This is a genomic window from Pseudomonas sp. UYEF17, from assembly GCF_040546125.1.
GTDB lineage: Bacteria > Pseudomonadota > Gammaproteobacteria > Pseudomonadales > Pseudomonadaceae > Aquipseudomonas > Aquipseudomonas putida_Z.
In genome coordinates this window covers 58,193-81,417 of sequence record NZ_JBEPNE010000001.1, presented here as the reverse complement: position 1 = coordinate 81,417, position 23,225 = coordinate 58,193, and the positions used below count along the sequence as shown (strand labels likewise).

Genomic DNA, 23,225 nt, shown 5'->3' with positions numbered 1-23,225 from the left:
GGGAGTCCTTGGGTTCAGTGACGGTGTTCGCGGGTGACCCCGGCGTCGTAATGGCTGACCACTTGCTGCCAGCCGGCGGCGATCAGGGCGGCCTGGCCAAGGTCGTCCGGGGTCACGGCGGCGCTGTCGCGGCGCAGCCAGACATCGGCCTGGCCGGTGCTGTCGGCCGGCAGGATCAGCAGCAGACTGCCGGCCACTTCCGGGGCCTGGCTGCGGCCGAGGTAGGCCCCGGGTTCCAGCCACGACCATTGGTGGTTGCCGCGGCTCTGGCTGCCGGCATCGACCACGAACGGCGGCAGGCCTTCCTCGGCCAGGGCCTGCACGCTGGGCGCGGCGGCGTTTTCTTCACGCAGCAGCTGGATTTCGTCGAAGGCCACCCGCAGGTCGGTGTACAGGCCTTGCTCGGCGGCGGTGAGGTCGCGACGGGCGTCGATCTGGTGGCTGGCGATGGCCTGTTCATCCTCGCGTTCGCCGCGCAGCAGCACCACGCTGGTGGCGAGTACCACGATCAGCAGGCTGACCAGCAGCACGTACAGGGTTTCGTGCCCGGCACCGGCCGGGCGAATCACTTGGGCGCGGCTCATGGCTGGGCGATATCGGCGTGGTCGACTTCCACCACGTGCCCGGGGCCGGCATCGAACAGCACGTAGAACTCGCCGTCCGGGCGCTTGAAGGTCAGGGTCGAATCGTCACCGAGCTTGCCGCCGACCAGCACCTGTTCGTCGTAGGCGATCACGTCCAGGGTTACCCCGGGGGCACCGCTGCCATCCGAGAAGCCGCCGGTGCACTTGACCTGGCCGCCAGGCAGTTCTTCGCATTCGCACATCGGGTTGTGCGCCAGGGCCGGGCCGGCGGCCAGCACCAGCAAGGGCAGGGCGAGGGTGCGTATCAGGTGTTTCATTTCTTGCCTCCTTGTTTCTCGAGCCAGGCCACGGTGGCTGGCGATGCCTTGGCCAGAGGGACCGACGCCTGGTGCATGCTGCCGTCCCAGCCTTCCAGGGTGATCCAGATCTGCGCGTCGGGCTTGGTGCGTGGCGGGATCGGCAACGAGGTGCCCATGTTGTACGGCGCACCGAAGAAAATCGTGCCGGCGGCGCGCAGGCTGCGCGGTTTGCCGATGCGCAGGTAGGCCGCCTTGACGCCGTTGACGCAGGCCTTGCACAGCGACGCATTGAAGACCTTGAAGTGGCCGGCAGGGCCGTCGGCGCGGGGCGCCTCGTCACGCATCTCGGCCAGGTCCAGGGTATAGGGGCCGACCTGGATGTCGTTGATCACATTGGCGCCGAGCCCCGCTTCGCCGCGGAACAGCTTGGCGTCGGCGAAGTACTTGGGCATGAAGCCCAGCGGGATGAGAATCAGCAGGATGTTCAGGTGAAAACGCCACTTCAGCCACAGTTGCTTCAGCGGGCTGACGGTCACGGCTTGGGCCTGGCTCATGGGCGGATCTCCACGGTGGGTTCATGGCGCGCCATGCGCGGTGCGCGCTCGCTGCGCTTGAGGGCGGCGGCGGTGGCCTGGGCGGTGCGTTTGGTCCAGATCAGCAAGCCGCTGAACACCATCAGGGTGAGGACCAGGCCAAAGAAGAACCACACCAGCTTGATCGGCAGGCCGCCGAAATCGCCGGTGTGCAGCGGGCGCATGGATTCGGTGACGAACTCCAGGGCGGAGCGGTCGCTGATCAGGAACTGGCTGTCGACATTACGCGTGTACGGGTTTACCGAGGCGCTCTGGAACATCAGCGGGTACCAGCCTGGCCCTGCCAGGGTGATGTGGCTGTAGGCGGTGGCCGGCAGCGAGATGAAGCTGATATCCAGCCCCGGGACTGCCAGGCCGGCGATGCGTGCCGCTTCATCCAGGTCGATGCGCGTTGCCGGGCTGCCATTCGGGGTTTGCGGCACGTCCTCACGGGCGATCACCGGCACGATGGGCCGGCTGGAAATGGTGATGTGGTTGTCGGCCAGGATCGCCTGGATCAGGAACCAGGTGCCGGTGATGGAAATGACCGCAATGAACCAGATCGACCAGACCCCGGCCAGGCGGTGCAGGTCGCCCCAGAAAATCCGCGAACCATGGCCGGTGCGCACCGGCTTGAAGAAGCCCTTCCAGAACTTCTTGTACACCACCAGGCCGGTGACCAGCGAAGCCAGCATGGGCAGCCCGAGCAGCGACACCAGGTACCAGCCCCAGCTGAAGCCGTTGGTGAACGGCACCAGCCACCAGCCGTGCAGGGCGCGGGTGAAGGCTTCGAAGTTGAAGTCCGGGGTCTTGCCCTGGATGGCCCCGGTGTAGGGGTTTACATACAGCGTCGGGCTGGTGCCGTCAGGCAGGGTGACATTGGCTTTGACCGCAAAGTGCGAACCGTCCGGCTGGATCAACCGCTCCACCACCATGTCCGGCTCGGCCTTGTGCAGGGCGTCCAGTACCTGCTGGAAGCTCAGGCGTTCGGCGTCGGCGTCGGGCTTGTTGGCGCGCACGGCCGGGTCGGCCAGCCAGACGATTTCCTGGCTGACCACCGCGAGCATGCCGGTGAAGCAGACGATCAGGACAAAGAACCAGATCGGCAAGGCGAGCCAGCTGTGGACCAGGAACCACAGCCTGGATTTGGATTTTTTCGGTGATTTGGCCATCTGACGGTCTTCTGCAATGGGGAGTCGAGCGTGTGCCCAGCCAAAGAGGGGCTGTATTGATAAGGACGAATGAGAATCGAAAACCTGCCGTTTTAAATGCAAGCAAATGTTTCAGGCAAAGAAACCTGAAAGCTGGCGCGACCCTGTAGGAGCAGCCTTGTGCTGCGAAGAGGCCGGTACTGACAATGCATCTCTGTTGTCAGTACCGGCCTCTTCGCAGCACAAGGCTGCTCCTACAGGTCCTGTTACATGCCTAGGGGATCAGGCGCGGGTCAGGGCCACTGCCGGTTGCGGCTTGCCGTGCAGCTGCGCCAGGTCCTGGTACAGCGCGCGGCCAATTTCCGCAGCGCGCGCCGGCAGCACCGAGAGCAGGGTGTCACTTAGGCCGTGGCTGTTTTCGCAGAAGCCCTGCAGGTATACCGAGGCCTGCAGGTCGGGGCTGGCCAGCACGCGGTAGTTGCGGTCGACGCTGAAATCTTCCAGGTAGCCGGCCAGGGGCGCCAGCAGGTCACGGTGCGAACGGCGCTCGTAGCCGGTGGCGAGTATCACCGCGTCGTAGCGGTGGGTCTGCTGCTGGCCGGTGGCAAGGTCGCGCAGGGTCAGTTCCAGGCCTTCGCGGGTGGCCACCACGGCTTCGACCTGGCGCCGGCACAGCACGTTGTGGCGGTACTGGTGGGCGACCTTCTGCCGGTAGAGGATGCCGTAGATGCGTTCGATCAGGTTGAGGTCGACCACCGAATAGTTGGTGTTGTGGTATTCGCCCAGCAGCTTGCTGCGCTGGTCGGCCGGTTCGTTGTAGACCAGGTCGGTGTAGTCCGGCGAGAAGATCTCGTTGACGAACGGGCTGTCATCGGCAGGCTTGAGGGCCGAACCGCGCAGGATCATGTCGACCTTGACCGACGGGTAGCTGTCGTTGAGGTCGATGAACGCCTCGGCGGCGCTCTGGCCCGAACCGATCACGGCAATGCGCATCGGCTTGCCGGCGGTGCACGGCAGCTTGTTCAGGCTGCTCAGGTACTGGGAGTGATGGAATACCCGCCGGTCGTCCTTGAAGGCGCCGAACTTTTCCGGGATTTTCGGCGTGCCGCCGCTGCCGACCACCACCGAACGGGTGCGGCGGCTGTATTCGCGGCCTTGGGCGTCGCGCGAGACCAGGCGCAGGTGCTCGACCCGGCCCGCCTGCACGTCCGGCTCGATGCGCAGCACCTCCTCGCCATATACCGCCTGGGTGGCGAAGTGCTCGGCGGCCCAGCGCAGGTAGTCGTTGTACTCGAGGCGGCAGGGGTAGAAGGTGCCGAGGTTGATGAAGTCGGCCAGGCGCTGCTTCTGGTGCAGGTAGTTGACGAAGCTGTAGGGGCTGGTGGGGTTGCGCAGCGACACCAGGTCCTTGAGGAACGAGATCTGCAACTCGCTCTGGGTGGCCAGGGTTTCGCCGTGCCAGCGATAGTCCTGCTGTTTGTCGATGAACAGCGCGTCGAGGGCATGGCCCTGGGACTCGGCGAGTTCTTCCAGGGCGATGGCCAGGGCCAGGTTGGAAGGGCCGAAGCCCACGCCGATCAGATCTTTGATGGTTTCCTGCTGTGAGGGCTGGCTCATGGCTGCGATTCCCTGAATGGTCGGATTTTGACGCCCGCCGGAGCTCCGGCTCCTGCGCAAGTACATGTGTTGGAACGAGCCAGCCGGGGGGGAATTTAAGCGGGCTAAAGAACTGTGAGGGGGGGCCGATAGGGGTACGACAAGGAGCCAACTTGAGGCAAGGAACCGAGATGAGCGGGATAACAGCAAGCAATTTGATGATCAACGGCGTTTCAGCCCAGACGCTGAGCGCGAACGCAACTGCCGAACGCGAGCAGGCGAAACAGGCTGGTGAGGCACTGGGGCCCTTGAGCATCAGTAGCGACAGCATGAAGGTTGGCGGGGCTGGCCAGGCGCAATCCACGGACAGTGAAGGCAGTGGGGAGTCGCAGGCCGTGTCCGAGCTGCGTCAGTTGATCAAGGATTTGCAAAAGCAGCTGGCCGAGGAGCAGAAGCAGCTTGCTGCATTGATGGACAGCAAAATGGACGAGGCTGCCAAGGCGGCTGCGGTGGGCGCCAAGCAGGCGAGCATTGCCACCATCAACGGGCAGATCATGGCGGCCACGGCGCAGTTGCTGGAGTTGTTGCAGCAAGAGGGCGGCAGCAGCGCGGGCGGGATGGTCAGCGCCACGGCCTGACAGCGGATATGGTCCCCTGTAGGAGCGGCCTTGTGTCGCGATGGGCTGCGAAGCGGCCCCGGGATGTTGGCATCAATGCACAAATCGTCGGGGCTGCGTTGCAGCCCATCGCGACACAAGGCCGCTCCTACAAGGGCCGGGTAGCATCAGGTGGCGGTCATTCGGCCGCCAGGCGCCCCTTGTTCTGCCGCTCCGCCTTGTACTGCATGGCCACCGCCGGCGCCGGCTTGGCAGCACCGGTTTCCAGCCACTGACGCATGCGGCTGGCATCGGCGAAGTGGGTGTACTTGCCAAAGGCGTCGAGGATCACCATGGCCACCGGGCGGTTGTCCATGCGGGTCAGCAGCACCAGGCAGTGCCCGGCTTCATTGGTGAAGCCGGTCTTGGTCAGCTTGATGTCCCAGTTGCTCTTGTTCACCAGGTGGTCGGTGTTGCGGAAGCCCAGGGTGTAGTTGGGCTTGCGGAAGGCCACGGTCTTCTCGCGGGTGGTCGACAGCTCGCTCAGCATCGGGTACTTGCGCGACGCCATCAGCAGCTTGGCCAGGTCACGGGCCGTGGACACGTTCTGCGTCGACAGGCCGGTCGGCTCGACGTAGCGGGTGTGCGCCATGCCCAGGCTGCGGGCCTTGGCGTTCATCGCCTTGATGAACGCCGGGTAGCCGCCGGGGTAATGGTTGGCCAGGGTGTTGGCCGCCCGGTTTTCCGATGACATCAGGGTAATCAGCAAGGTTTCGCGGCGGTCGAGCTGGCTGCCCAGCCGCACACGCGAATACACGCCTTTCATTTCCGGGTTGTTGGCAATGGTCATGGTGAGCATCTCATCCATGGGCTGCTTGGCATCCAGCACTACCATCGCCGTCATCAGTTTGGTCACCGACGCAATCGGTACCACGCGGTCGGGGTGGCTTGAATACAGCTCCTGGTTGGTGTTCAAGTCGATCAGCAGGGCGCTGCCCGAGGCGAGGTGCAGCTTGGAAGGGTCACGTTGAACCTGGGCCGGGGGTTGTGCAGCAGCGGTCGACGGAAGGGTCGCAGTACCTGTGAGCAACAGCAGCAGGCTGAGGATGGACAGGGATGTTTTCACGTTGAGGCTCACTAAAAGTTGGTATGTCGTTGGCTGTGCAAGGGTTTTCCCCCAAAAACCACTGCATTCTGGAGTATGGCTGATTTGCTGTCGAATGCCTTATGACTAAAGGGCGCAACGTGAACGAAATTTAATCCGGTACTTGTCCTGTACCCATCATCACTCTGCCGAAGACAGCAGAACAACCTCGAAGGTCGTCCCTTCCTCTTCGGTCGACTCCACCTCAATTCTGCCACCGTGGTTCGCCACGATCTCCGATGCGATGAACAGGCCGAGGCCGAGCCCCGCTGCGGAGCCCCGCTCTCCGGATGAGTAGCTCGAGTATCGCCCTTCCGGCTTGAAGATGTAGGGCATCACCTCGGGTGGAATAGGCTCTCCGGAATTCTGGACGCTGCCCCGTGGAACACCATCCACCCTGGCCACCGTGACCTTGATCGGGGCTGTCGCATCGCCATGGCGCAGGGCATTGCCTATCAGGTTGGAGAAAACCTGAGAGATGCGGTCAGGGTCGAATTGCCCGGTGATGTGCGCCTGCTCATCCAGGATGATCCGCGCGTGCGGGAATGCCGTGCGCAGTTCGTCAATGACAGCCTGGCAGATGGCGTTCAGATCCATTTTCCGCAAATCCACTGGAATGCCAGTCCCCAGGTTGCAGCGGGCCAGATCCAGCAGATCGTTGATCATGACATTTGCCCGATGTGCGCTGGTACAAACCTGGGTCGCAAGTACCTTTCCCTTTTCATCCAGTCCGGCCTGCCGCTGGATCAGCCCGCCAGCCATGAGTATCGCGCCCAAGGGCGAACGCAAATCATGACCGAGCACGGCGAGCACCATTTTCCGGGTCGCCTCGACTGCCGTTCCGTAGGCCGCGATCGACTCTACGAGCGCCTGGTCAATCGCTTCATTGAACCGGATCATGTCCTGAACATGATGCGCGTCTGCGAACGACTCCTGGCTAAGCCAGAGGGACAGAACGCTTGCGCGCAATGCCCGGTATTCGGACACCATCTGGTCCATCGAGAACCCAGCTATCAAGCGAGCAACCGCGTGGGTCTGCGCTGCGGTTTCGCTGGAACTCCTGGGGCCTCTCCCTTGTGCTTTCTCGGACTGTTGTTGCCTGCTCTGGGGCGTTCTCATGTCTGCGGCCACGGTGCGGAGCATCTTCTCGGCATGATTGCGCAAGCCGATGGAGTCCTGCTTCGGCAGCTCTGTTTCAACCGAGCGAGCGTAATTTTCCCAAGCCTGGAGAATGGGTTCCATACTGCTATCAATGAAATCGAACAGTCTCATGGGGGCCTAACCCTGATCTGGAAAAAAGACATCCGAATAGCTTAGTTCATCCGGGAAGCAGGAAGTTTGAGCGGCAGCCATGAGCGGCCCACCTGGAGTTCAGCCAAAGGCGATCCCGATGCAACCTGCGTTGGGGGGGCAGGGGCATCGGGATGTCTTGCCGGCTGACTGGGTTCAGGCATGGGTCAGCGAGAGGTCGCTGATGATGCAGATCGAGCCGTCATCGGCTGGCGTGGTATCGGTGTAGTCCACCTGGTTGTAGACCCCGCCGTGGAACTCGAATAGCTGTGTAGCCCAGGTGTTGTCGAACTGTAGATCGCCGGACGTACCGCTCACGCCATTGCACTTGGCCGTAACGTTGACCACGCCTGCTGCGGTGGCATGGATGCTCACCTCGAACTTTGCCCCCAGCGGTACCCCCTTGAGCACCGTCGAGTTGATAGGGTCAGTCTGGTTGTAGGTCCGCCGAAAACCCAGGGTGATGTCGCCCTTTTTCCAGAACACCTTCACGGGCGGGCTGTCGTCCCCGTAGACATGCATCTGCGCGATGACCACCTTCTGCGCCCAGTTGACCTTGGTCAGCGTCATTTCCTGGCGATTCCAGTGATGTGGGGCACCGCTCAAGGTCCAGTATTTCGGCTCCGACCACTCGCAGCGGGTCCTGCGGGTGCTTTTGCTCGAAGCACCTTTGGTGGGGGCAGACAACTGGACCGAACCATCGCTGAGCACTGTCACATAGTTCGGGTAAAGGGCAATCGCTTCGCTGCCGGTGAGTTCGACCGCTACGGTGCTGATCGACGATTCGGCTACCGGAACGGCGATGGTGAGGTTGCTGATATCTACGCTCATGGGGGGAACTCCTGAATGGAAATGACGGTTGGTGCCGCAGCAGCACGGTGGCGGCTGCTAGAATGAAATTTAGCCTTGCGCTAAATCATCGTCAATAGCTCATGGCTAAAATTATTTCGCCGGGCGACAAATTACCTGTTGGCGAAAATTTTCCACATCGGGGGCTTTACGCTTGATTTGGCGGTGAGATAAGCTTTCCTTGAATACTGTACGAATATACAGCTGTCAGGATAAGAATATGTCTAAGCCCTTGAAGTCGACGCCCCATCAGCGCCAGGAAATGACCGGAATAGAGCGGCTGAGCTTGCGGGTATCAGCGATGATCAACCACCCGCTCGCGCAGACGCAGCGCTGGGTGACGGTGCATCGCCTGGATACCGACGGTGATGCCGAGTGGGAGGAGGTGATGGGCCTGCTGGCCGAGACGCCCGAGCTGGAACTGACCTTCAACGACGACGAGAGCGTGACGGTGCGCTGGGAGCGCGGCAGCGTGGAGGAGCGCGACGACTTTATCGTCGAGCAGGACAGCGAGCAGCAGGTCGAGGAGGCGGCACCTTTCTGAACATCGGGAAAATGCCCACTTTGTAGGAGCAGCCTTGTGCTGCGAAGAGGCCGGGACAGGCAACAGATATGCATTGTCAGTACTGGCCTCTTCGCAGCACAAGGCTGCTCCTACAGTGCCCTGCTAGATCAATGACGCTTACACAAGGTGCGCATTCCACACCAGCAGCACCCTGGCCTGGATGTAGGTCTCTTCCCGGCGAATCATGCGGTCCTTGTGCCGCGAGTTGTCGGAAATCATCTCGAAATGGTCTTCGTCGGCAATCTGCAGCCGCTTGATGTAGATGTGGTCGCCCCAGGAGAAGAAGTAGATTCCATCACCGACGAACTCGCGGATGCTGACGTCCACGATCAGCGGGTCGCGGTGCTTGATGGTCGGTTCCATCGACTGCCCCCAGCCGGTCACCATCTTCAGGTGGTGGTGCTCGCTGAACTCCACGCCCAGCTCGCGCAGGTGGCTTGGGCTGACGCGAACATCCTTGAACATCTCGGGGTAGTCGTGGGGGATCTGCCCGCCGCCCATGGCCGCACGGACGTCGTAGTGGGCAATCCACACTTCGTCGCCCACCAGGCCTGGCCGAACAAGTTCAGCCGCCACCAGCGTCGAGTCTGCCGGCTCCTCGGCGGCGGCCAGCAGCCTTTGCCGGGTTTCTTCGGGGATGCCTCTGCCGCTTCTGGCAAGCATCTGCTTGACCAGGTCGGCCGCGGAAAGCTTGCTGTCGCCAGCCTCGACCGGCGACTGCGCCTGGTCGCCCGCTGCCATCGCGTCGAACCACCCCCGCGGCAAGCCTTCGATGCCCTCGATTCTGCGGGCCACGTCATCGCCCAGGTTCTTCGCTGTCTTGTCCGAAAGGATCTGGCTCAGATGCGCAGGCGCCATCCCCCAGCGCTCTGCGCAGGATCCCTTCCTCTGGCTGCCGATCAGCTTGACCAGGTTGTGCTTGCGAATTTCGTAGATGTCCATGGGGCGAAGCATGCCAGTGTTTAGCTTGCTGCTAAATATGCTCAAGGCTAAATTTCTCTTGTCACGATATTAGCTGTAGGCTAAATTAAATATGCAAGCAAGGAAAGCCACCGAGAAGCTGTTCTCCAGGCTTACGACATCACCATCCGTTATGAGGTTTTCATGGACCCGACTGACCTCGGCCCAGGCACCATCACCTGGCTGGGCGGAACAGGCACCGTGTTGCTGGGTGCATTCCTCTGGCTGCGCAAGTGGCTGTCCAGGGATGCGGCTGACCGTGCCATGGACAACGCTGATATTGGCGTGGTCCGGCGCCTGAACGAGCTGCTCGATATCGAGCGTGACGCCCGAAGAGAAGCGCAGGCCAGGGCCGATCAGTTTGCCAAGGAACGCAATGAACTGGTGATCACTGTAGGGCGCCTGGAAGGCAAGATCGAAGCGCTGACCAGTCGGGGCGGCCATCCTCCCCGGCAGGTCACCGTCCAGGGCGAGGGGATCGCCCGCCTGCGCGGGAAGCAGGGTGAGTGAGGCGGCCCGCAAGACAAATTCTGTTCATGCCCATGCGTATGGGCCCTTTTCTGTATGGAGACAACATGGCTCGATTGGATTCTGCCGCTGCCGGCGGCGCGAACGTGCTCGCATTCCTGGACATGCTGGCCTGGTCCGAGGGTACCTCAACCATTGCCGCCAGTGACGATGGCTACAACGTCCTGGTCGGCGGCCAACTGTTCAATGACTACAGCGGGCACCCGAGGCAGAAGGTGTGGTTGCCCAGCTACGGCATCCACAGCTCCGCGGCAGGGCGGTACCAGATTCTGGCCGGTACCTGGGATGCCATCGTGAGCACTTATGGCTTCAATGGCCGCTTTACCCCTGAGGCCCAGGACCTGGCGGCAATCAAGTTGCTGAACGAGTGCGGGGCACTGGCACTGATCAAGGCCGGCCGCATTGCCCAGGCGATCGCCAAGGCCGCGCCGATCTGGGCCAGCCTGCCTGGCGCGGGCTACGGTCAGCGCGAGCACCAATTGGCCGCGTTGTTGGCAATGTTCATAGCCTGCAGCGGGGAGGTTCAGGCGTAACGCCCAGGCAAAAAAAGACCCGCCAGGTAGGCGGGCCAGAAGGGCGTAGGGAGCAACGCACAACAAATACGGGTCAGGCGACCAGGGTGCCTGGTTGCAACTGTTCGACCAGGGCCTGGGCCGAGGCGAGGGTCGGCATCGGGCCGCTTACGGCTTCGCCGTTGCGTACCAGGTACCAGCATGCCAGCAGGCCCTGCTGACGCAGCGAAGCGGGGACGGCACTGCCGACGACGGACATGATCTGGATAGTGGCCATGTGGACCTCCTGTAAAACATGGCCCTACCTTACGCAGCAGCCGGGGCGGTTTGAAATTAACTTCCTCGATAGTGGTCATTGGTTCTATCAACATTTACCACCGCGGCGGGCCGTAATACACCGGTGGCGGGCCGTAGTAGGTGCGGTAGCCCGGGGGCGGTGGTGCTGGCACGTAGTACGGCTGGTAGTACACCGGCGGTGGCGGTGGTTGCACGTACACCGGTGGCGGCCCGTAGTAGACCGGTTGGCGCTCGACGTACACGGTACGGTCACGCCCGCCATAAACCGTCGCCCCGACCACGGCGCCAACCACGGCCGCACCCAGCAGAGGGCCGGGGCCATACCAACCGCCATGGCCATGGCCGCCATGGGCGACAGCGGGCGCGCTGATGGCCAAGGCACCGACCAGCAGGGCGATTCCGGGAATGTGACGGTTCATGAAGAAACCCTCGCAAGGACACCCCAGGTGTGGGGTCCTATTACTATGACTCCACTCTTCGTCAGCTGAGCACGGGGGAACGGTAAAGGTTGTGTAAGGGACGACCAGCGGTTACCTCTGTTACGCTGAACAAACGTTTCAGTTATGACAAAGGAGAAGGTTATGTCGACAACTCCAAGCAGAGACACCGTGCTGTGCATCTCCCTGGCCGGCCGCCCCGGCACCTTCGGGGTAAGGTTCCACAACCACCTGTACCAGCAGCTGGGCCTGGACTTCTACTACAAGGCCATGCGCACCGATGACCTGCCGGCGGCGGTGGCGGGCATACGTGCCTTGGGTATCCGCGGTTGCGGGGTATCGATGCCGTACAAGGAGGCCTGCATGGCCCTGGTCGACGAGATCGACCCATCGGCGGCGGCCATCGAGTCGGTCAATACCCTGGTCAATAGCAATGGTCACCTGAAGGCCTACAACACCGATTACCTGGCCGTGCGCCAATTGCTGGCGCAGCACAAGGTCGACCCGTCCACGGCGTTTGCCTTGCGCGGCAGTGGCGGCATGGCCAAGGCGGTAGCCAGTGCCCTGCGCGATGCCGGGTTCGCCGAAGGCATCATCGTTGCGCGCAACGAGCAGGCCGGGCGACAGCTGGCGGATGTGTGCGGTTATCGCTGGGTGGCGGAGCTGGGCGACCTGTGCCCACCCATGCTGGTGAACGTGACGCCGATCGGCATGGCGGGCGGGCCCGAGGCCGAGGAGCTGGCGTTTTCCGAGAACGCCATCGCCGCGGCGGCGCGGGTGTTCGACGTGGTGGCGATGCCGGAGAGCACACCGTTGATCCGACGGGCGCGGGCGTTGGGCAAGCCGGTGATCACCGGGCTGGAGGTGATTGCGCTGCAGGCGCTGGAGCAGTTCGTGCTTTATACCGGGGTGCGACCCACCTTGGCGCAGGTGGAGGCGGCGGTGGCGTACGCCCGGGATATCTGATTACTCCTGTGCCGGCCCTTTCGCGGGTAAACCCGCTCCCACAGGGATTAGCGCACGCATGTAGCAGCGGCGCTACCCCTGTGGGAGCGGGTTTACCCGCGAAGAGGCCGGCACAGGCATCGACAAGGTCAGAACACCTTGTGCCCTTCATCCAGCTGCTGGTCGACCAGCGCCCGGCCATGGGCCAGCGACACATGCTGGGCGTTCTCGAGGTCGGAGAAGAACTTCATCGGCATCGACATGCGCCTGCTGGTGTGTCCGTCGGGGTCGGTGATCAGGCACCCGGCGGCGTAGGGCAGGGGGGAATCGGGGTGGGGCATCACGCTGGCGGTGATGGTGTGCTTGCGATATTCACAGTGAAGAGATTGCATCGTCCTTACCTCGCTGTGGCATGTGAAGCAGTTACCTTCATATACCACAGCAAGGGGCCGGGAGTTCCCGGCCCGACGAGCGAGCCGCGATGAGCGCTCAGCCTTTGAGCTCGGTCGGCTGGATGACTTCGACCCAGTAACCGTCCGGGTCCTTGACGAAGGCCAGGTGGTTCATGCGCCCGTCCTGCAGGCGCTTCTGGAACGGTACGTCCAGTGCCTCGAAGCGTGCGCAGGCGGCGCGTACGTCCGGTACCGAGATGCAGATGTGGCCAAAGCCGCGTGGGTCGGTGTTGCCGTTGTGGTAGGCAAACTCGGCATCGTTTTCGGTGCCGTGGTTGTGGGTCAGCTCCAGCACGCCCGGGATCGACTTCATCCACTGGTGGCGTTCGCTGTCATCGGCCGGGATCTGCGCCGGGTCGACCAGGGCCAGGAAGTACAGGCTGAAGGCAGCTTCGGGGAAGTCGCGCTTGTCCACCAGGCGGAAGCCCAGCACGCGGGTGTAGAAGTCCAGGGACTTCTCGATGTCCTTGACCCGCAGCATGGTGTGGTTGAAGACGAACTGGGCGGTGGCGGCGTCCGGTTGGGCGGTGACGCCAGGCAGGGTTTGCAGATCATGCAGGCTCATGGGAACTCCTGAGACGGGGCCGGGCGCAGGGCGCCGGCAAAACAGACAGGCCGGCCATGATACGGCAGTGTGCCGATTGCGCAAATGAAAGCGCCCTGCACGAGGCAGGGCGCTGGAATTAGAGGCCCGCATGTGCGGGCGCGTGATGGGGTCGCTAGTCCTTTAGCTGTCTCGATACTGAGCCAGCCCTTGTGAAAAAAGTGTGAAGCACGTGTGGACGTTTCATCAGCGTACCCAGCTTTCTACCGTGGCGGCTCCGTATTGTTCTTTCCAGGCCTTGAGCCCACGGTGGTTGCCGCCTTTGGTCTCGATCCGCTCGCCGGTGTGCGGGTTGGTGTAAACCTTCACCACGCGCGCGCGGCGCTGTTGCTTGGGCGCTGCACTGGAAACCCGGGCCACTGCTTTCGGGTCGAGGATGGCGATGATATCGCGCAGGCTCTTGTCGTAGCTTTTCATCAGGCCGACTAGTTTCTGCTCGAATTCGATTTCGCGTTTGAGGCCGGCATCCTTTTTCAACGCTTCCAGTTGCGCCATCTGTTCCTGGAGCGCTTTTTCGGCAGCACGAAACTCTGCAAGTCTGGACACTGTAATCACTCCTGTACGTCGGTCGTGGCAGGGCGTGACGAACATTGAAGAAGAATAAAAACGCCGGCCACGCGGGTGGGTTCCGCTGTTCGCTGATATCGAGTGTAGTCATTCATGGGTACTGGGTAAACTGCAAACTTTTTGTAAGTAAGCCGGGAACTTTCCTAGTTTTGCGCGCGGTATTGTCCGGTTTTTTCGCGGTTGCCTTGCGGTGCGCTTAGACCATGGTCCAATGGCCCGTGCCAGAGCCTTCGCGCGATAATTTCAGATGATGGCCGGCTATTGTTCGGCCCCCTCGCAGTACCGTGGCCAGCACGTGCCACAGGTTGTTTACTCGCCTTGATTCTGGATGTTTTCTCCCATGTTTGCCCCTTTCCCCCTCGCCCCCGGGCGTCGTGTTGCCGGCTTGTTCCTGTTGTGTGCCGGCGTCAATGCCCAGGCCGCCGGTTTTCTTGAAGACAGCAGTGCTAAGGTCGAAGCACGCAATGTCTATTTCAACCGGGATTTCCGTGACGGCCACAGCAGTTCCAGCCAGGGTGCGTCCAAACGCGAAGAATGGGCACAAGGTTTCATCCTCAATGTGCAGTCGGGTTACACGCAGGGGCCGGTAGGTTTTGGCGTGGATGCGCTGGGCATGTTCGGCTTCAAACTTGACTCCAGCCCGGCAGACAGCAACAGCGGCCTGTTGCCGTCTTCCGGCCATGACCCACGGCACTCGGCGGACCAGTACGCGAAGATGGGCCTGGCGGCCAAGGTCAAGGTTTCCAATACCGTGCTCAAGTACGGTTCGATGATGCCAGATGTGCCGCTGCTCAAGTACAACGATGGCCGCCTGCTGCCGACCATGTTCCATGGCGCCATGCTCACCTCCGAAGAAGTGCGCGACCTGAAGTTCACCCTGGCCCGCCTGGACAAGTACACCGCACGGGATTCCACCGACCGCCAGGACATTCGCGTGCATTGCAAGAACAAGCGCTATGCCTGCGATATCGAGGCTGACCACTTTGACCTGGCCGGTGTCGATTACCGTTTCAACGAGCGCTTCAGCGCCCAGTACCAGGTGGCCAAGCTGGAGAACATCTACCGCCAGCACTTCCTCGGCCTGGTGGCCAGCCAGCCATTGGCGGTGGGCAGCCTGTCGGCAGACCTGCGCTTGATCAAGAGTGACGACATCGGCAATGCCCGCGCCGGCGAAATCGACCATCGCGCGTTCAGCGGCATGCTCGGCTACAGCCTGGGTGGTCACAAGCTCAGTGCCGGCTGGCAACGCATGTATGGCGACAGTGCCATGCCATACCTGGATGGCACCAACCCGTACCTGGTCAACTATGCCCAGGTCAACGACTTCGCCGCCGCCCAGGAACGCTCCTGGCAGGTGCGTTATGACTATGACTTCAAGGCCCTGGGCGTGCCCGGCCTGACCTTCTTCACCCGTTACATCAACGGTGACAATATCAAGGTGCCGGGCAGCACGGCCGAAGGCAAAGAATGGGAACGCGACACCGAGTTCAAGTACCAGGTGCAAAGTGGCACGTTCAAGGACGTCAGTGTGCGCCTGCGTAATTCCACTTACCGCAGCAACTATGAAAAGTGGGCGCGTGACATGGACGAGACACGGGTCATTGTCAGCTACAACTTCTCCATCTTCTGACGGGGCGCTTTGCCAAATACCGGCAGCCACCTGACAATGGCTGCTGGTTCCCGCAAAGGGCAGGGCAATGAAAGACCTGTTGTTGATCGGCATCGGCCCGGGTGACCCGCGCCAGGTCACCTACGAGGCGGTCGATGCGCTGCGCCAGGCCAGCGTGTTCTTCGTGCTCGACAAGGGCGGCGACAAGGACGAACTGGTGCACCTGCGCAAGGCCATCCTGCAACGCTACCGGCCCGAGGGCGGCTACCGCCTGGTGCAGGTGGCCGACCCTGCACGCGATGGCCAGGCCGATGACTACCTGGGCGCGGTGCAGGACTGGCACCGGCAGCGTGCGGCGCTGTATGCCCAGCTGATCGAACAGGAGATAGGCATTGGGGAAACCGGCGCCTTTCTGCTGTGGGGCGAGCCGACGCTGTACGACAGCACCCTGCGCATCCTTGGCCTGGTCCGCGAGCGTGGTGTGGCGCTGCGCCTGCAGGTCATTCCGGGCATCAGCAGCGTGCAGGCGTTGGCGGCGCGCCATCAGGTGCCGCTCAACCGCATCGGTGAGCCGTTGACCGTATTGCCAGGGCGGCGCCTGGCCGGGCAGGGGCAGATCGACAATGTGCTGGTGATGCTGGACGGGCAGTGCGCGTTTGCCCGGCTCGATGACCCGGCGCTGATGATCTACTGGGGCGCGTACCTGGGGACTGCTGATGAGGTGCTGATTGCCGGGCCGTTGCAGGCGGTGAAGGCGCAGATAATGGAAGTGCGTGAGCGGGAGCGGGCGCGCAAGGGGTGGATCATGGATAGCTACCTGTTGCGCAGGGAGCTGTGAGGTGTACTGCCTGTTCCGGCCCCTTCGCGGGTGAACCCGCTCCCACAGGTACAGCGCCAGCTTGGGGGCCGCGCGTTCCCTGTGGGAGCGGGCAAGCCCGCGAAGCAGGCGACACCGATTTCAAGGGTTACCCAGAATGGCCTGCACCTTCTCCCGCAACTGGTCGATGCTGAACGGCTTGCCGATGAGGTGCATGCCCTCCGGTACATCGACGCTTTCGGCATAGCCACTGGCGAACAGCACCGGCAACAGCGGCCGCAGTTCGCGCGCCTTGGCCGCCAAATCTTCGCCACGCATGTCCGGCAGCCCCACATCGGTCATCATCAGCGCCAGCGCCTGGTTCGGGTCTTCGAGAATGCGCAGCGCCGCGTTGGCATGCTCCGCTTCGATGACGGTGTAGCCCAACTCGTCGAGCACTTCGACCATCAGCATGCGTACGATGTCGTCGTCTTCGACTACCAGAAGGTGCATGGTTGCGATCCTGTGCAGAATGAATGTCTTTAATCTGTGCTCCGGATGGCAGCAGAAGTTCCCCGAGGATACCGGTCCGTGCAATCAGATGGAACGATTGGCTCACATCACCTTCAAATACTGGCTAAATGCCCTGCCAGACCCGCCAAAGCTGGTTAGACTCGCTTTACGGGACAGAGCAGTGGCAGACAACTACAACGATCGATTTGCCACACTTTCAATGGACTTTACTTGCTCGGGCGTTTTCACATGATTCAAGCAGCCTCGATGGACCAGCGGAGCTTCCGCAAGCTGTTGAGCCGCAACGTCGGCCTACCCCTGGGGGTTGGCCTGCTGGGGGCCGTTGCCTTCGTCGCGGTGATCAACTACCTGCTTTCGGCCTTGCAGTGGGTCGAGCACACCGACCGGGTGATCGGCAATGCCAACGAAACGGTCAAACTGTCGATCGACATGGAAACCGGCATGCGTGGCTTCCTGATCACCGGCGACGAGCGTTTCCTCGACCCCTACGAGGTGGCCAAGCCGCGCATCTTCGGTAGCCTGCAGAGCCTGCGCGGCATGGTCGAGGACAACCCGCAACAGGTCGAACGCATCGACCGGCTGATCGCCCTGCAGCAGGCGTGGAACACCTTCGGCAGCGAGATGATCAACTTGCGCCGCAGCCAGGGTGATTACCGCGCCTTGATCGGCAACGGCCGCGGCAAGCGCCTGACCGACGAGATCCGCAAAGAGTTCGACAACCTGATCGCCAGCGAACAACAGTTGCGCATGGCGCGCAACGAGCGAGTCAACAGTGTGACCGTCACGGTCATGTCGTCCTTCGTGCTGTTCATCGTCGGCCTCAGTGCCTTGCTGGCCTACCTCGGGCGGCGCGACCTATTGGCGCTGTCGGGTTCCTATGACGAAAACTTCAAGGCCCAGCAGCGCGCGGCCGAGCGCCTGGAACACCAGGCCTGGCTGCGCAACGGGCAGACGCAACTGGCCGAACAGGTGCTCGGCCAGCTGACCCTGCCCATGCTCGGTGACAACATCCTGCGTTTCTTCGGCGGTTACCTGGGCAGCGTGGTCGGCGCGCTGTACGTGCGTGACGAGCATGGCCGCCTGGTGCGTGTGGCCAGCTATGGCCTGGATGCCGAGGAGCAGGCCCGCGAGCAGGTGCTGGGCGATCACGAAGGCCTGCTGGCCCAGGCCGTGCGCGAAGCGCGGCTGCTGCGCCTGGACGACTTGCCCGACGACTATTTCCACCTCAGTTCCGGCCTGGGCCGGGGCCTGCCGCGCAGTGCCATGCTGATGCCCTGCAGTGATGACGGGCAGATCAACGGTGTGCTGGAGCTGGGCTTCCTGCGGCCGCTGCAGGAGCGTGACGAAGAGATGCTGCAGCGGGTCCGTGGCAACCTCGGTATCTCCATCGAAAGCGCCCGCTACCGGCAGCGCCTGCAGGAAGTGCTGGCCGAGACCCAGCAACTGAACGAAGAGCTGCAAGTGCAGCAGGAAGAGCTGAAAACCGCCAACGAAGAGCTCGAAGAGCAATCCCGCGTGCTCAAGGAGTCCCAGGCCCATCTGGAAACCCAGCAGGCGGAACTGGAGCAGACCAACGAGCAATTGTCCGAGCGCACCGAGGCCCTGGACCGCAAGAACGACGAACTGCTCCAGGCCCAGGACGAGCTGCAGGCGCGCGCCGAGGAGCTGCAGCGTTCGAGCAAGTACAAGTCCGAGTTCCTCGCCAACATGTCCCACGAGCTGCGCACGCCGCTGAACAGTTCGCTGATCCTGGCCAAGCTGCTGGCGGAGAACGGCGAGGGCAACCTCAGCGACGAGCAGGTCAAGTTCGCCGAATCCATCTATTCGGCCGGCAACGACCTGCTCAACCTGATCAACGACATTCTCGACATCGCCAAGGTGGAAGCCGGCAAGCTCGAAGTGCGCCCCGAAAGCACCCAGGTGGAACGCCTGGTCGAAGGCCTGCGTGGCATGTTCGAGCCGCTGGCCGGGCACAAGGGCCTGGCCTTCGAGGTGACCACCGAGGCGCAGGTGCCGGCCACGCTGTTCACCGACCGCCAGCGCCTGGAGCAGATCCTCAAGAACCTGCTGTCCAACGCCATCAAGTTCACCGAGCGCGGCAAGGTCAGCCTGAACATCGGTTACCAGCCTGGCACCGGCATCGTCTTTGCCGTGCGCGATACCGGCATCGGCATCGCCGCCGACCAGCAGCAGGCGATCTTCGGCGCCTTCCACCAGGTCGATGGCACCAGCAACCGCCGTTATGGCGGCACCGGCCTGGGCCTGTCCATTTCCCGCGACCTGGCGCACCTGCTGGGTGGGCAGATCAGCGTCGACAGCAGCCCCGGCCAGGGCAGCGTGTTCAGCCTGATCCTGCCGGAGCGCTATGAGCGGGTAGCGCAGGATATCGAGCCGCTCAGCCTGCGCCCGGCGGTCGACAGCCTGCCACCCGCGCCGCAGGCACCGGCGGTGGCGGCGCCGAAACGCCAGGCACCGGCATTCGCCGACGACCGCGAGCGCGCGCCGTTCGGCAACCGCTGCATCCTGGTGATCGAGGACGAACCGAACTTCGCCCGCATTCTCTTCGACCTGGCCCACGAGCTGGGTTACAGCTGCCTGGTGGCGCAGGGCGCCGACGAGGGCTTCGAGCTGGCCGCCCAGTACATCCCCGATGCCATCCTGCTGGACATGCGCCTGCCCGACCATTCCGGCCTGACCGTGCTGCAACGCCTGAAGGAGCAGGCGAGCACCCGGCACATTCCGGTGCATATCATTTCCGTGGAGGACCGGGTCGAGGCTGCCATGCACATGGGCGCCGTCGGCTACGCGGTCAAGCCCACCAGCCGCGAACAACTCAAGGAAGTGTTCGCCCGCCTGGAGGCCAAGCTGACCCAGAAGCTCAAGCACATCCTGCTGGTGGAAGACGACGACCTGCAGCGCGAAAGCATTGCCCGCCTGATCGGCGACGACGATGTCGAGATCACCGCCGTGGCCATGGCCCAGGATGCCCTGGCGTTGCTGCGCGAGAACATCTACGACTGCATGATCATCGACCTCAAGCTGCCCGACATGCTCGGCAACGAGCTGCTCAAGCGCATGACCGCCGAGGACATCCGTGCCTTCCCGCCGGTGATCGTGTATACCGGGCGCAACCTGACCCGCGAAGAAGAAGCCGACCTGCTCAAGTACTCGCGCTCGATCATCATCAAGGGCGCCCGCTCCCCGGAGCGCCTGCTCGACGAAGTGACGCTGTTCCTGCACAAGGTCGAGTCGCAGCTGTCCAACGAACGCCAGCGCATGCTCAAGACCGCGCGCAGCCGCGACAAGGTATTCGAAGGCCGCAAGGTGCTGCTGGTGGACGACGACGTGCGCAACATCTTCGCCCTGACCAGCGCGCTGGAACACAAGGGCGCGATCGTCGAAATCGGCCGCAACGGCCGCGAGGCCATCGAGCGCCTGGAGCAGCATGACGACATCGACCTGGTGCTGATGGACGTGATGATGCCGGAGATGGACGGCTTCGAGGCCACCCGGCTGATCCGCCAGCAACCACGCTGGCGCAAGCTGCCGATCATTGCCGTGACCGCCAAGGCGATGAAGGATGACCAGCAGCGATGCCTGCAGGCCGGCGCCAACGATTACCTGGCCAAACCGATCGACCTGGACCGCTTGTTCTCGCTGATCCGTGTGTGGCTACCGCAACTGGAGCGAATTTGACTAGCGAACGTAACACCGATATCGAAATCCGCTTGCTGATCGAGGCCATCTACCTCAAGTACAGCTACGATTTCCGCAACTATTCCGGCGCGTCGATCAAGCGCCGGATCCTGCATGCGCTGCGCCAGTTCGACTGCCTGACGGTGTCGGCGCTGCAGGAGCGCGTGCTGCACGACCCTGGCATGTTCATGCAGTTGCTGCAGTACCTGACGATCCCGGTCAGCGAGATGTTCCGCGACCCGGGGCACTACCTGGCGCTGCGCAACGAAGTGGTGCCGCTGCTGCGCACCTGGCCCTCGATCAAGGTGTGGATTGCCGGCTGCAGCACGGGCGAGGAGGTGTATTCGATGGCCATCCTGCTGCGCGAGGAGGGCCTGCTGGAGCGCACCATCATTTACGCCACCGACATCAACCCGCATTCGCTGGACAAGGCCAAGCAGGGCATCTACTCGATGCAGAGCATGCGCGAGTACGCCGAGAACTATCGCATCGCCGGCGGCCGGCGGGACTTTGCCGAGTACTACACGGCAGCCTACGGCAACGCCATCATGGACAGCACCTTGCGCGACAACGTGACCTTCGCCGACCACAGCCTGGCCACCGACAGCGTGTTTTCCGAAACCCAGCTGGTGTCGTGCCGCAACGTGCTCATCTACTTCAACAAGGAGCTGCAGGACCGCGCCCTGGGCCTGTTCCACGAGTCCTTGTGCCACCGCGGCTTCCTGGTGCTGGGCAGCAAGGAATCGGTGGATTTTTCCGCCTACAGCGAGCGCTTCGAGCCGCTGGTCAAGCCCGAACGGATCTACCGCAAGTCATGAAAGGCGTACGCGCGATGGTGGTCGGCGCCTCGGCGGGTGGCGTGACGGCGCTGTTCAGCGTGCTGGGCGCGTTGCCGGCCGGCTTCGCCATTCCGGTGATATGCGTGCTGCACCTGCCCGATGATCGCCACAGCCAGCTGGCCGAGGTGCTGCAGCGCCGCCTGCGGCGGCCAGTGTGCGAGGCCCGCGACAAGCAGCCGCTGCGCGCCGGGCAGATCTACGTGGCCGGGCCGGGTTACCACCTGTCGGTGGAGCGTGACCTGACACTGTCGTTGAGCCAGGAGCCGCCGGTGCATTTTTCCCGGCCGGCGATCGACTACCTGTTCATGTCGGCGGCCGATGCCTACGGTGCCGGCCTGCTGGGCATGCTGCTCACCGGGGCCAATGAAGATGGCGCCGAAGGCCTGGCCTATATCAAGCACAACGGGGGCCGGACCGTGGTCCAGGACCCTTGCGACGCACAGGTGGCGCTGATGCCGGAGGCCGCACTGGCCCTGCACCAGCCCGACCATATTCTTTCTCTGAGTGGCATCGAGCGATTGCTCGCCGCCCTGGAACCCAGCGCATGCTAAGCCACACCATCGCCAAACTGCTGATCGTCGACGACCTTCCAGAAAACCTGCTGGCCCTCGACGCCCTGATCCAGGGCCAAGACCGCGAGGTGCACCAGGCCCAGTCGGCCGAGGCCGCATTGTCGCTGTTGCTCGAGCACGAGTTCGCCCTGGCCATCCTCGACGTGCAGATGCCGGGCATGAACGGTTTCGAGCTGGCCGAGCTGATGCGCGGCACGGAAAAGACCCGCAACATCCCCATCGTGTTCGTCACTGCCGCCGGGCGCGAGATGAACTACGCGTTCAAGGGCTATGAAAGCGGCGCGGTGGACTTTCTGCACAAGCCGCTCGACACCCTGGCGGTGAAGAGCAAGGTGTCGGTGTTCGTCGACCTGTACCGCCAGCGCAAGGTGCTCGACCGCCAGTTGCAGGCCCTGGAACGCAGCCGCCAGGAGCAGGAACTGCTGCTGGCCCAGCTGCAAACGGCGCGGGGTGAACTGGAGCATGCCGTGCGCATGCGCGATGACTTCATGTCGATCGTGTCCCACGAGGTGCGCACCCCGCTCAATGGCCTGATCCTGGAAACCCAGCTGCGCAAGCTGCACCTGGCACGCGGCAACCTTGCCGCCTTCAGCGGCGACAAGCTGCAGGCCATGGTCGAGCGCGACGAGCGGCAGATCAACAGCTTGATCCGCCTGGTCGAAGACATGCTCGATGTATCGCGCATCCGCACCGGCAAACTGTCGCTGCGGCCCAAGGCGTTCGACCTGGGCCAGCTGGTGCGCGGCCTGGTGGAGAACTTTGCTGCCCAGGCCAGCGCATTGGACACCCATTTCGAATTGCAACGCTGCGAGCCGCTGCAGGGTGAGTGGGACGAGTTTCGCATCGAGCAGGTGCTGGCCAACCTGTTGTCCAATGCCTTGCGTTATGGTGAGCGCAAACCGGTGCAGGTGCGGGTGTTCGAGCAGGACGGCCTGGCCTGCGTGCAGGTTCAGGACCATGGCATCGGCATCTGCGTGGCCAACCAGCAGCGCATCTTCCAACAGTTCGAGCGGGTCGCCACCCAGCAGGCCAGTGGTGGGTTGGGCCTGGGGCTGTACATATCGGAGCAGATCGTCCAGGCCCACGGCGGGCGCATACTGGTGGAGAGTGAAGAGGGCAAAGGCGCCACCTTTACCTTGCAGTTGCCACTGGCAACCTACGAACAACAAAACGACCAGGCACGGGCAACCTCTGCCTGAGCCTGGGGTCTGATGACCAGCTGTAAGTATTT

The 23,225-nt window shown here is 62.8% G+C and carries 26 protein-coding genes; 11 read left to right on the top strand and 15 right to left on the bottom strand.

Going from position 1 to position 23,225, the window contains the following annotated elements:
• Positions 1–14: 14 nt before the first annotated feature.
• From ABIB24_RS00400 to ABIB24_RS00380, 5 genes are all read right to left on the bottom strand, one after another.
• Complete coding sequence (locus ABIB24_RS00400) at positions 15–584, bottom strand: DUF6162 family protein (RefSeq protein WP_354315960.1); 570 nt, start codon at positions 582–584, stop codon at positions 15–17.
• Positions 581–901: a hypothetical protein gene (locus ABIB24_RS00395; protein WP_274079017.1), complete on the bottom strand. Its 321-nt coding sequence runs from the start codon at positions 899–901 to the stop codon at positions 581–583. Before ABIB24_RS00395 ends, ABIB24_RS00400 begins: the two co-directional genes overlap by 4 nt.
• Positions 898–1,437, bottom strand: a complete 540-nt coding sequence (locus ABIB24_RS00390; protein ID WP_286101683.1) for a PA2404 family protein — start codon at positions 1,435–1,437, stop codon at positions 898–900. The genes ABIB24_RS00395 and ABIB24_RS00390 overlap by 4 nt, the downstream gene beginning before the upstream one ends.
• Positions 1,434–2,627, bottom strand: a complete 1,194-nt coding sequence (locus ABIB24_RS00385) for a PepSY-associated TM helix domain-containing protein (protein WP_354315959.1) — start codon at positions 2,625–2,627, stop codon at positions 1,434–1,436. The genes ABIB24_RS00390 and ABIB24_RS00385 overlap by 4 nt, the downstream gene beginning before the upstream one ends.
• Positions 2,628–2,888: 261 nt before the next feature.
• Positions 2,889–4,223 carry a lysine N(6)-hydroxylase/L-ornithine N(5)-oxygenase family protein gene (locus ABIB24_RS00380; RefSeq protein ID WP_274079020.1) on the bottom strand — a complete coding sequence of 445 codons (1,335 nt, stop codon included), beginning with the start codon at positions 4,221–4,223 and terminating at the stop codon, positions 2,889–2,891.
• A gap of 170 nt (positions 4,224–4,393) precedes the next feature.
• On the opposite strand from ABIB24_RS00380, the gene ABIB24_RS00375 reads away from it, so the two are divergent.
• Positions 4,394–4,840, top strand: coding sequence for a hypothetical protein (locus ABIB24_RS00375; RefSeq protein WP_025338678.1), 447 nt, complete (start codon positions 4,394–4,396; stop codon positions 4,838–4,840).
• A gap of 157 nt (positions 4,841–4,997) precedes the next feature.
• On the opposite strand, the gene pbpG is transcribed toward ABIB24_RS00375, so the two are convergent.
• The 3 genes from pbpG to ABIB24_RS00360 form a co-directional block, all read right to left on the bottom strand.
• Complete coding sequence (pbpG, locus tag ABIB24_RS00370; protein WP_025338679.1) at positions 4,998–5,924, bottom strand: D-alanyl-D-alanine endopeptidase; 927 nt, start codon at positions 5,922–5,924, stop codon at positions 4,998–5,000.
• A gap of 159 nt (positions 5,925–6,083) precedes the next feature.
• Entirely contained in the window at positions 6,084–7,214 is a 1,131-nt protein-coding gene (locus ABIB24_RS00365; RefSeq protein WP_354315958.1) for a sensor histidine kinase, read from the bottom strand.
• A 174-nt stretch (positions 7,215–7,388) separates the two neighbouring features.
• Positions 7,389–8,063: a polysaccharide lyase family 7 protein gene (locus ABIB24_RS00360; RefSeq protein ID WP_274120933.1), complete on the bottom strand. Its 675-nt coding sequence runs from the start codon at positions 8,061–8,063 to the stop codon at positions 7,389–7,391.
• Between the two features lie 238 nt (positions 8,064–8,301).
• Here ABIB24_RS00360 and ABIB24_RS00355 point away from each other — a divergent pair, with 238 nt between their 5' ends.
• Positions 8,302–8,625, top strand: a complete 324-nt coding sequence (locus tag ABIB24_RS00355; protein ID WP_025338682.1) for a DUF1654 domain-containing protein — start codon at positions 8,302–8,304, stop codon at positions 8,623–8,625.
• Positions 8,626–8,763: 138 nt separating this feature from the next.
• On the opposite strand, the gene ABIB24_RS00350 is transcribed toward ABIB24_RS00355, so the two are convergent.
• Positions 8,764–9,588 (bottom strand): S24 family peptidase, encoded by an 825-nt coding sequence (locus tag ABIB24_RS00350; protein ID WP_085615186.1) that lies wholly within the window; start codon positions 9,586–9,588, stop codon positions 8,764–8,766.
• 162 nt (positions 9,589–9,750) lie between these two features.
• Between ABIB24_RS00350 and ABIB24_RS00345 the strand changes: the two genes are divergently transcribed.
• On the top strand, positions 9,751–10,116 hold the full coding sequence (locus ABIB24_RS00345) for a chemotaxis protein (protein ID WP_075044881.1): 366 nt from the start codon (positions 9,751–9,753) through the stop codon (positions 10,114–10,116).
• A 65-nt stretch (positions 10,117–10,181) separates the two neighbouring features.
• On the top strand, positions 10,182–10,667 hold the full coding sequence (locus tag ABIB24_RS00340; protein ID WP_274079023.1) for a glycoside hydrolase family 24 protein: 486 nt from the start codon (positions 10,182–10,184) through the stop codon (positions 10,665–10,667).
• Between the two features lie 73 nt (positions 10,668–10,740).
• Here ABIB24_RS00340 and ABIB24_RS00335 read toward each other — a convergent pair whose 3' ends face one another.
• Positions 10,741–10,923 (bottom strand): hypothetical protein, encoded by a 183-nt coding sequence (locus ABIB24_RS00335; RefSeq protein ID WP_025338686.1) that lies wholly within the window; start codon positions 10,921–10,923, stop codon positions 10,741–10,743.
• A 94-nt stretch (positions 10,924–11,017) separates the two neighbouring features.
• On the bottom strand, positions 11,018–11,362 hold the full coding sequence (locus ABIB24_RS00330; protein ID WP_025338687.1) for a hypothetical protein: 345 nt from the start codon (positions 11,360–11,362) through the stop codon (positions 11,018–11,020).
• Between the two features lie 162 nt (positions 11,363–11,524).
• On the opposite strand from ABIB24_RS00330, the gene ABIB24_RS00325 reads away from it, so the two are divergent.
• Positions 11,525–12,346, top strand: coding sequence for a shikimate 5-dehydrogenase (locus tag ABIB24_RS00325; RefSeq protein WP_274079024.1), 822 nt, complete (start codon positions 11,525–11,527; stop codon positions 12,344–12,346).
• A 128-nt stretch (positions 12,347–12,474) separates the two neighbouring features.
• On the opposite strand, the gene ABIB24_RS00320 is transcribed toward ABIB24_RS00325, so the two are convergent.
• The 3 genes from ABIB24_RS00320 to ABIB24_RS00310 all read right to left on the bottom strand — a co-directional run bounded on the left by ABIB24_RS00320 (position 12,475) and on the right by ABIB24_RS00310 (position 13,927).
• A complete protein-coding gene (locus ABIB24_RS00320; protein WP_013973119.1) occupies positions 12,475–12,717 on the bottom strand; it encodes a hypothetical protein in 243 nt (80 codons plus the stop codon).
• 97 nt (positions 12,718–12,814) lie between these two features.
• Positions 12,815–13,342 (bottom strand): lactoylglutathione lyase, encoded by a 528-nt coding sequence (gloA, locus tag ABIB24_RS00315; protein ID WP_025338689.1) that lies wholly within the window; start codon positions 13,340–13,342, stop codon positions 12,815–12,817.
• Positions 13,343–13,567: 225 nt separating this feature from the next.
• Positions 13,568–13,927, bottom strand: coding sequence for a histone-like nucleoid-structuring protein, MvaT/MvaU family (locus ABIB24_RS00310; protein ID WP_015270810.1), 360 nt, complete (start codon positions 13,925–13,927; stop codon positions 13,568–13,570).
• Positions 13,928–14,288: 361 nt separating this feature from the next.
• Here ABIB24_RS00310 and ABIB24_RS00305 point away from each other — a divergent pair, with 361 nt between their 5' ends.
• Both ABIB24_RS00305 and cobF read left to right on the top strand, forming a co-directional pair.
• On the top strand, positions 14,289–15,578 hold the full coding sequence (locus tag ABIB24_RS00305; RefSeq protein WP_025338690.1) for an OprD family porin: 1,290 nt from the start codon (positions 14,289–14,291) through the stop codon (positions 15,576–15,578).
• Positions 15,579–15,645: 67 nt separating this feature from the next.
• Positions 15,646–16,395: a precorrin-6A synthase (deacetylating) gene (gene cobF / locus ABIB24_RS00300; protein ID WP_137163624.1), complete on the top strand. Its 750-nt coding sequence runs from the start codon at positions 15,646–15,648 to the stop codon at positions 16,393–16,395.
• 120 nt (positions 16,396–16,515) lie between these two features.
• On the opposite strand, the gene ABIB24_RS00295 is transcribed toward cobF, so the two are convergent.
• On the bottom strand, positions 16,516–16,866 hold the full coding sequence (locus ABIB24_RS00295; protein WP_137163625.1) for a response regulator: 351 nt from the start codon (positions 16,864–16,866) through the stop codon (positions 16,516–16,518).
• Positions 16,867–17,115: 249 nt separating this feature from the next.
• Here ABIB24_RS00295 and ABIB24_RS00290 point away from each other — a divergent pair, with 249 nt between their 5' ends.
• From ABIB24_RS00290 to ABIB24_RS00275, 4 genes are read left to right on the top strand one after another with little or no spacing between them, the layout of a single operon-like run.
• Positions 17,116–20,583 carry a response regulator gene (locus ABIB24_RS00290; protein WP_137163626.1) on the top strand — a complete coding sequence of 1,156 codons (3,468 nt, stop codon included), beginning with the start codon at positions 17,116–17,118 and terminating at the stop codon, positions 20,581–20,583.
• A complete protein-coding gene (locus ABIB24_RS00285) occupies positions 20,580–21,401 on the top strand; it encodes a CheR family methyltransferase (protein WP_003259474.1) in 822 nt (273 codons plus the stop codon). Before ABIB24_RS00290 ends, ABIB24_RS00285 begins: the two co-directional genes overlap by 4 nt.
• Positions 21,398–21,973 (top strand): chemotaxis protein CheB, encoded by a 576-nt coding sequence (locus tag ABIB24_RS00280; protein ID WP_085591023.1) that lies wholly within the window; start codon positions 21,398–21,400, stop codon positions 21,971–21,973. Before ABIB24_RS00285 ends, ABIB24_RS00280 begins: the two co-directional genes overlap by 4 nt.
• A complete protein-coding gene (locus tag ABIB24_RS00275) occupies positions 21,967–23,193 on the top strand; it encodes a hybrid sensor histidine kinase/response regulator (protein WP_085665152.1) in 1,227 nt (408 codons plus the stop codon). Before ABIB24_RS00280 ends, ABIB24_RS00275 begins: the two co-directional genes overlap by 7 nt.
• Positions 23,194–23,225: the final 32 nt, after the last annotated feature.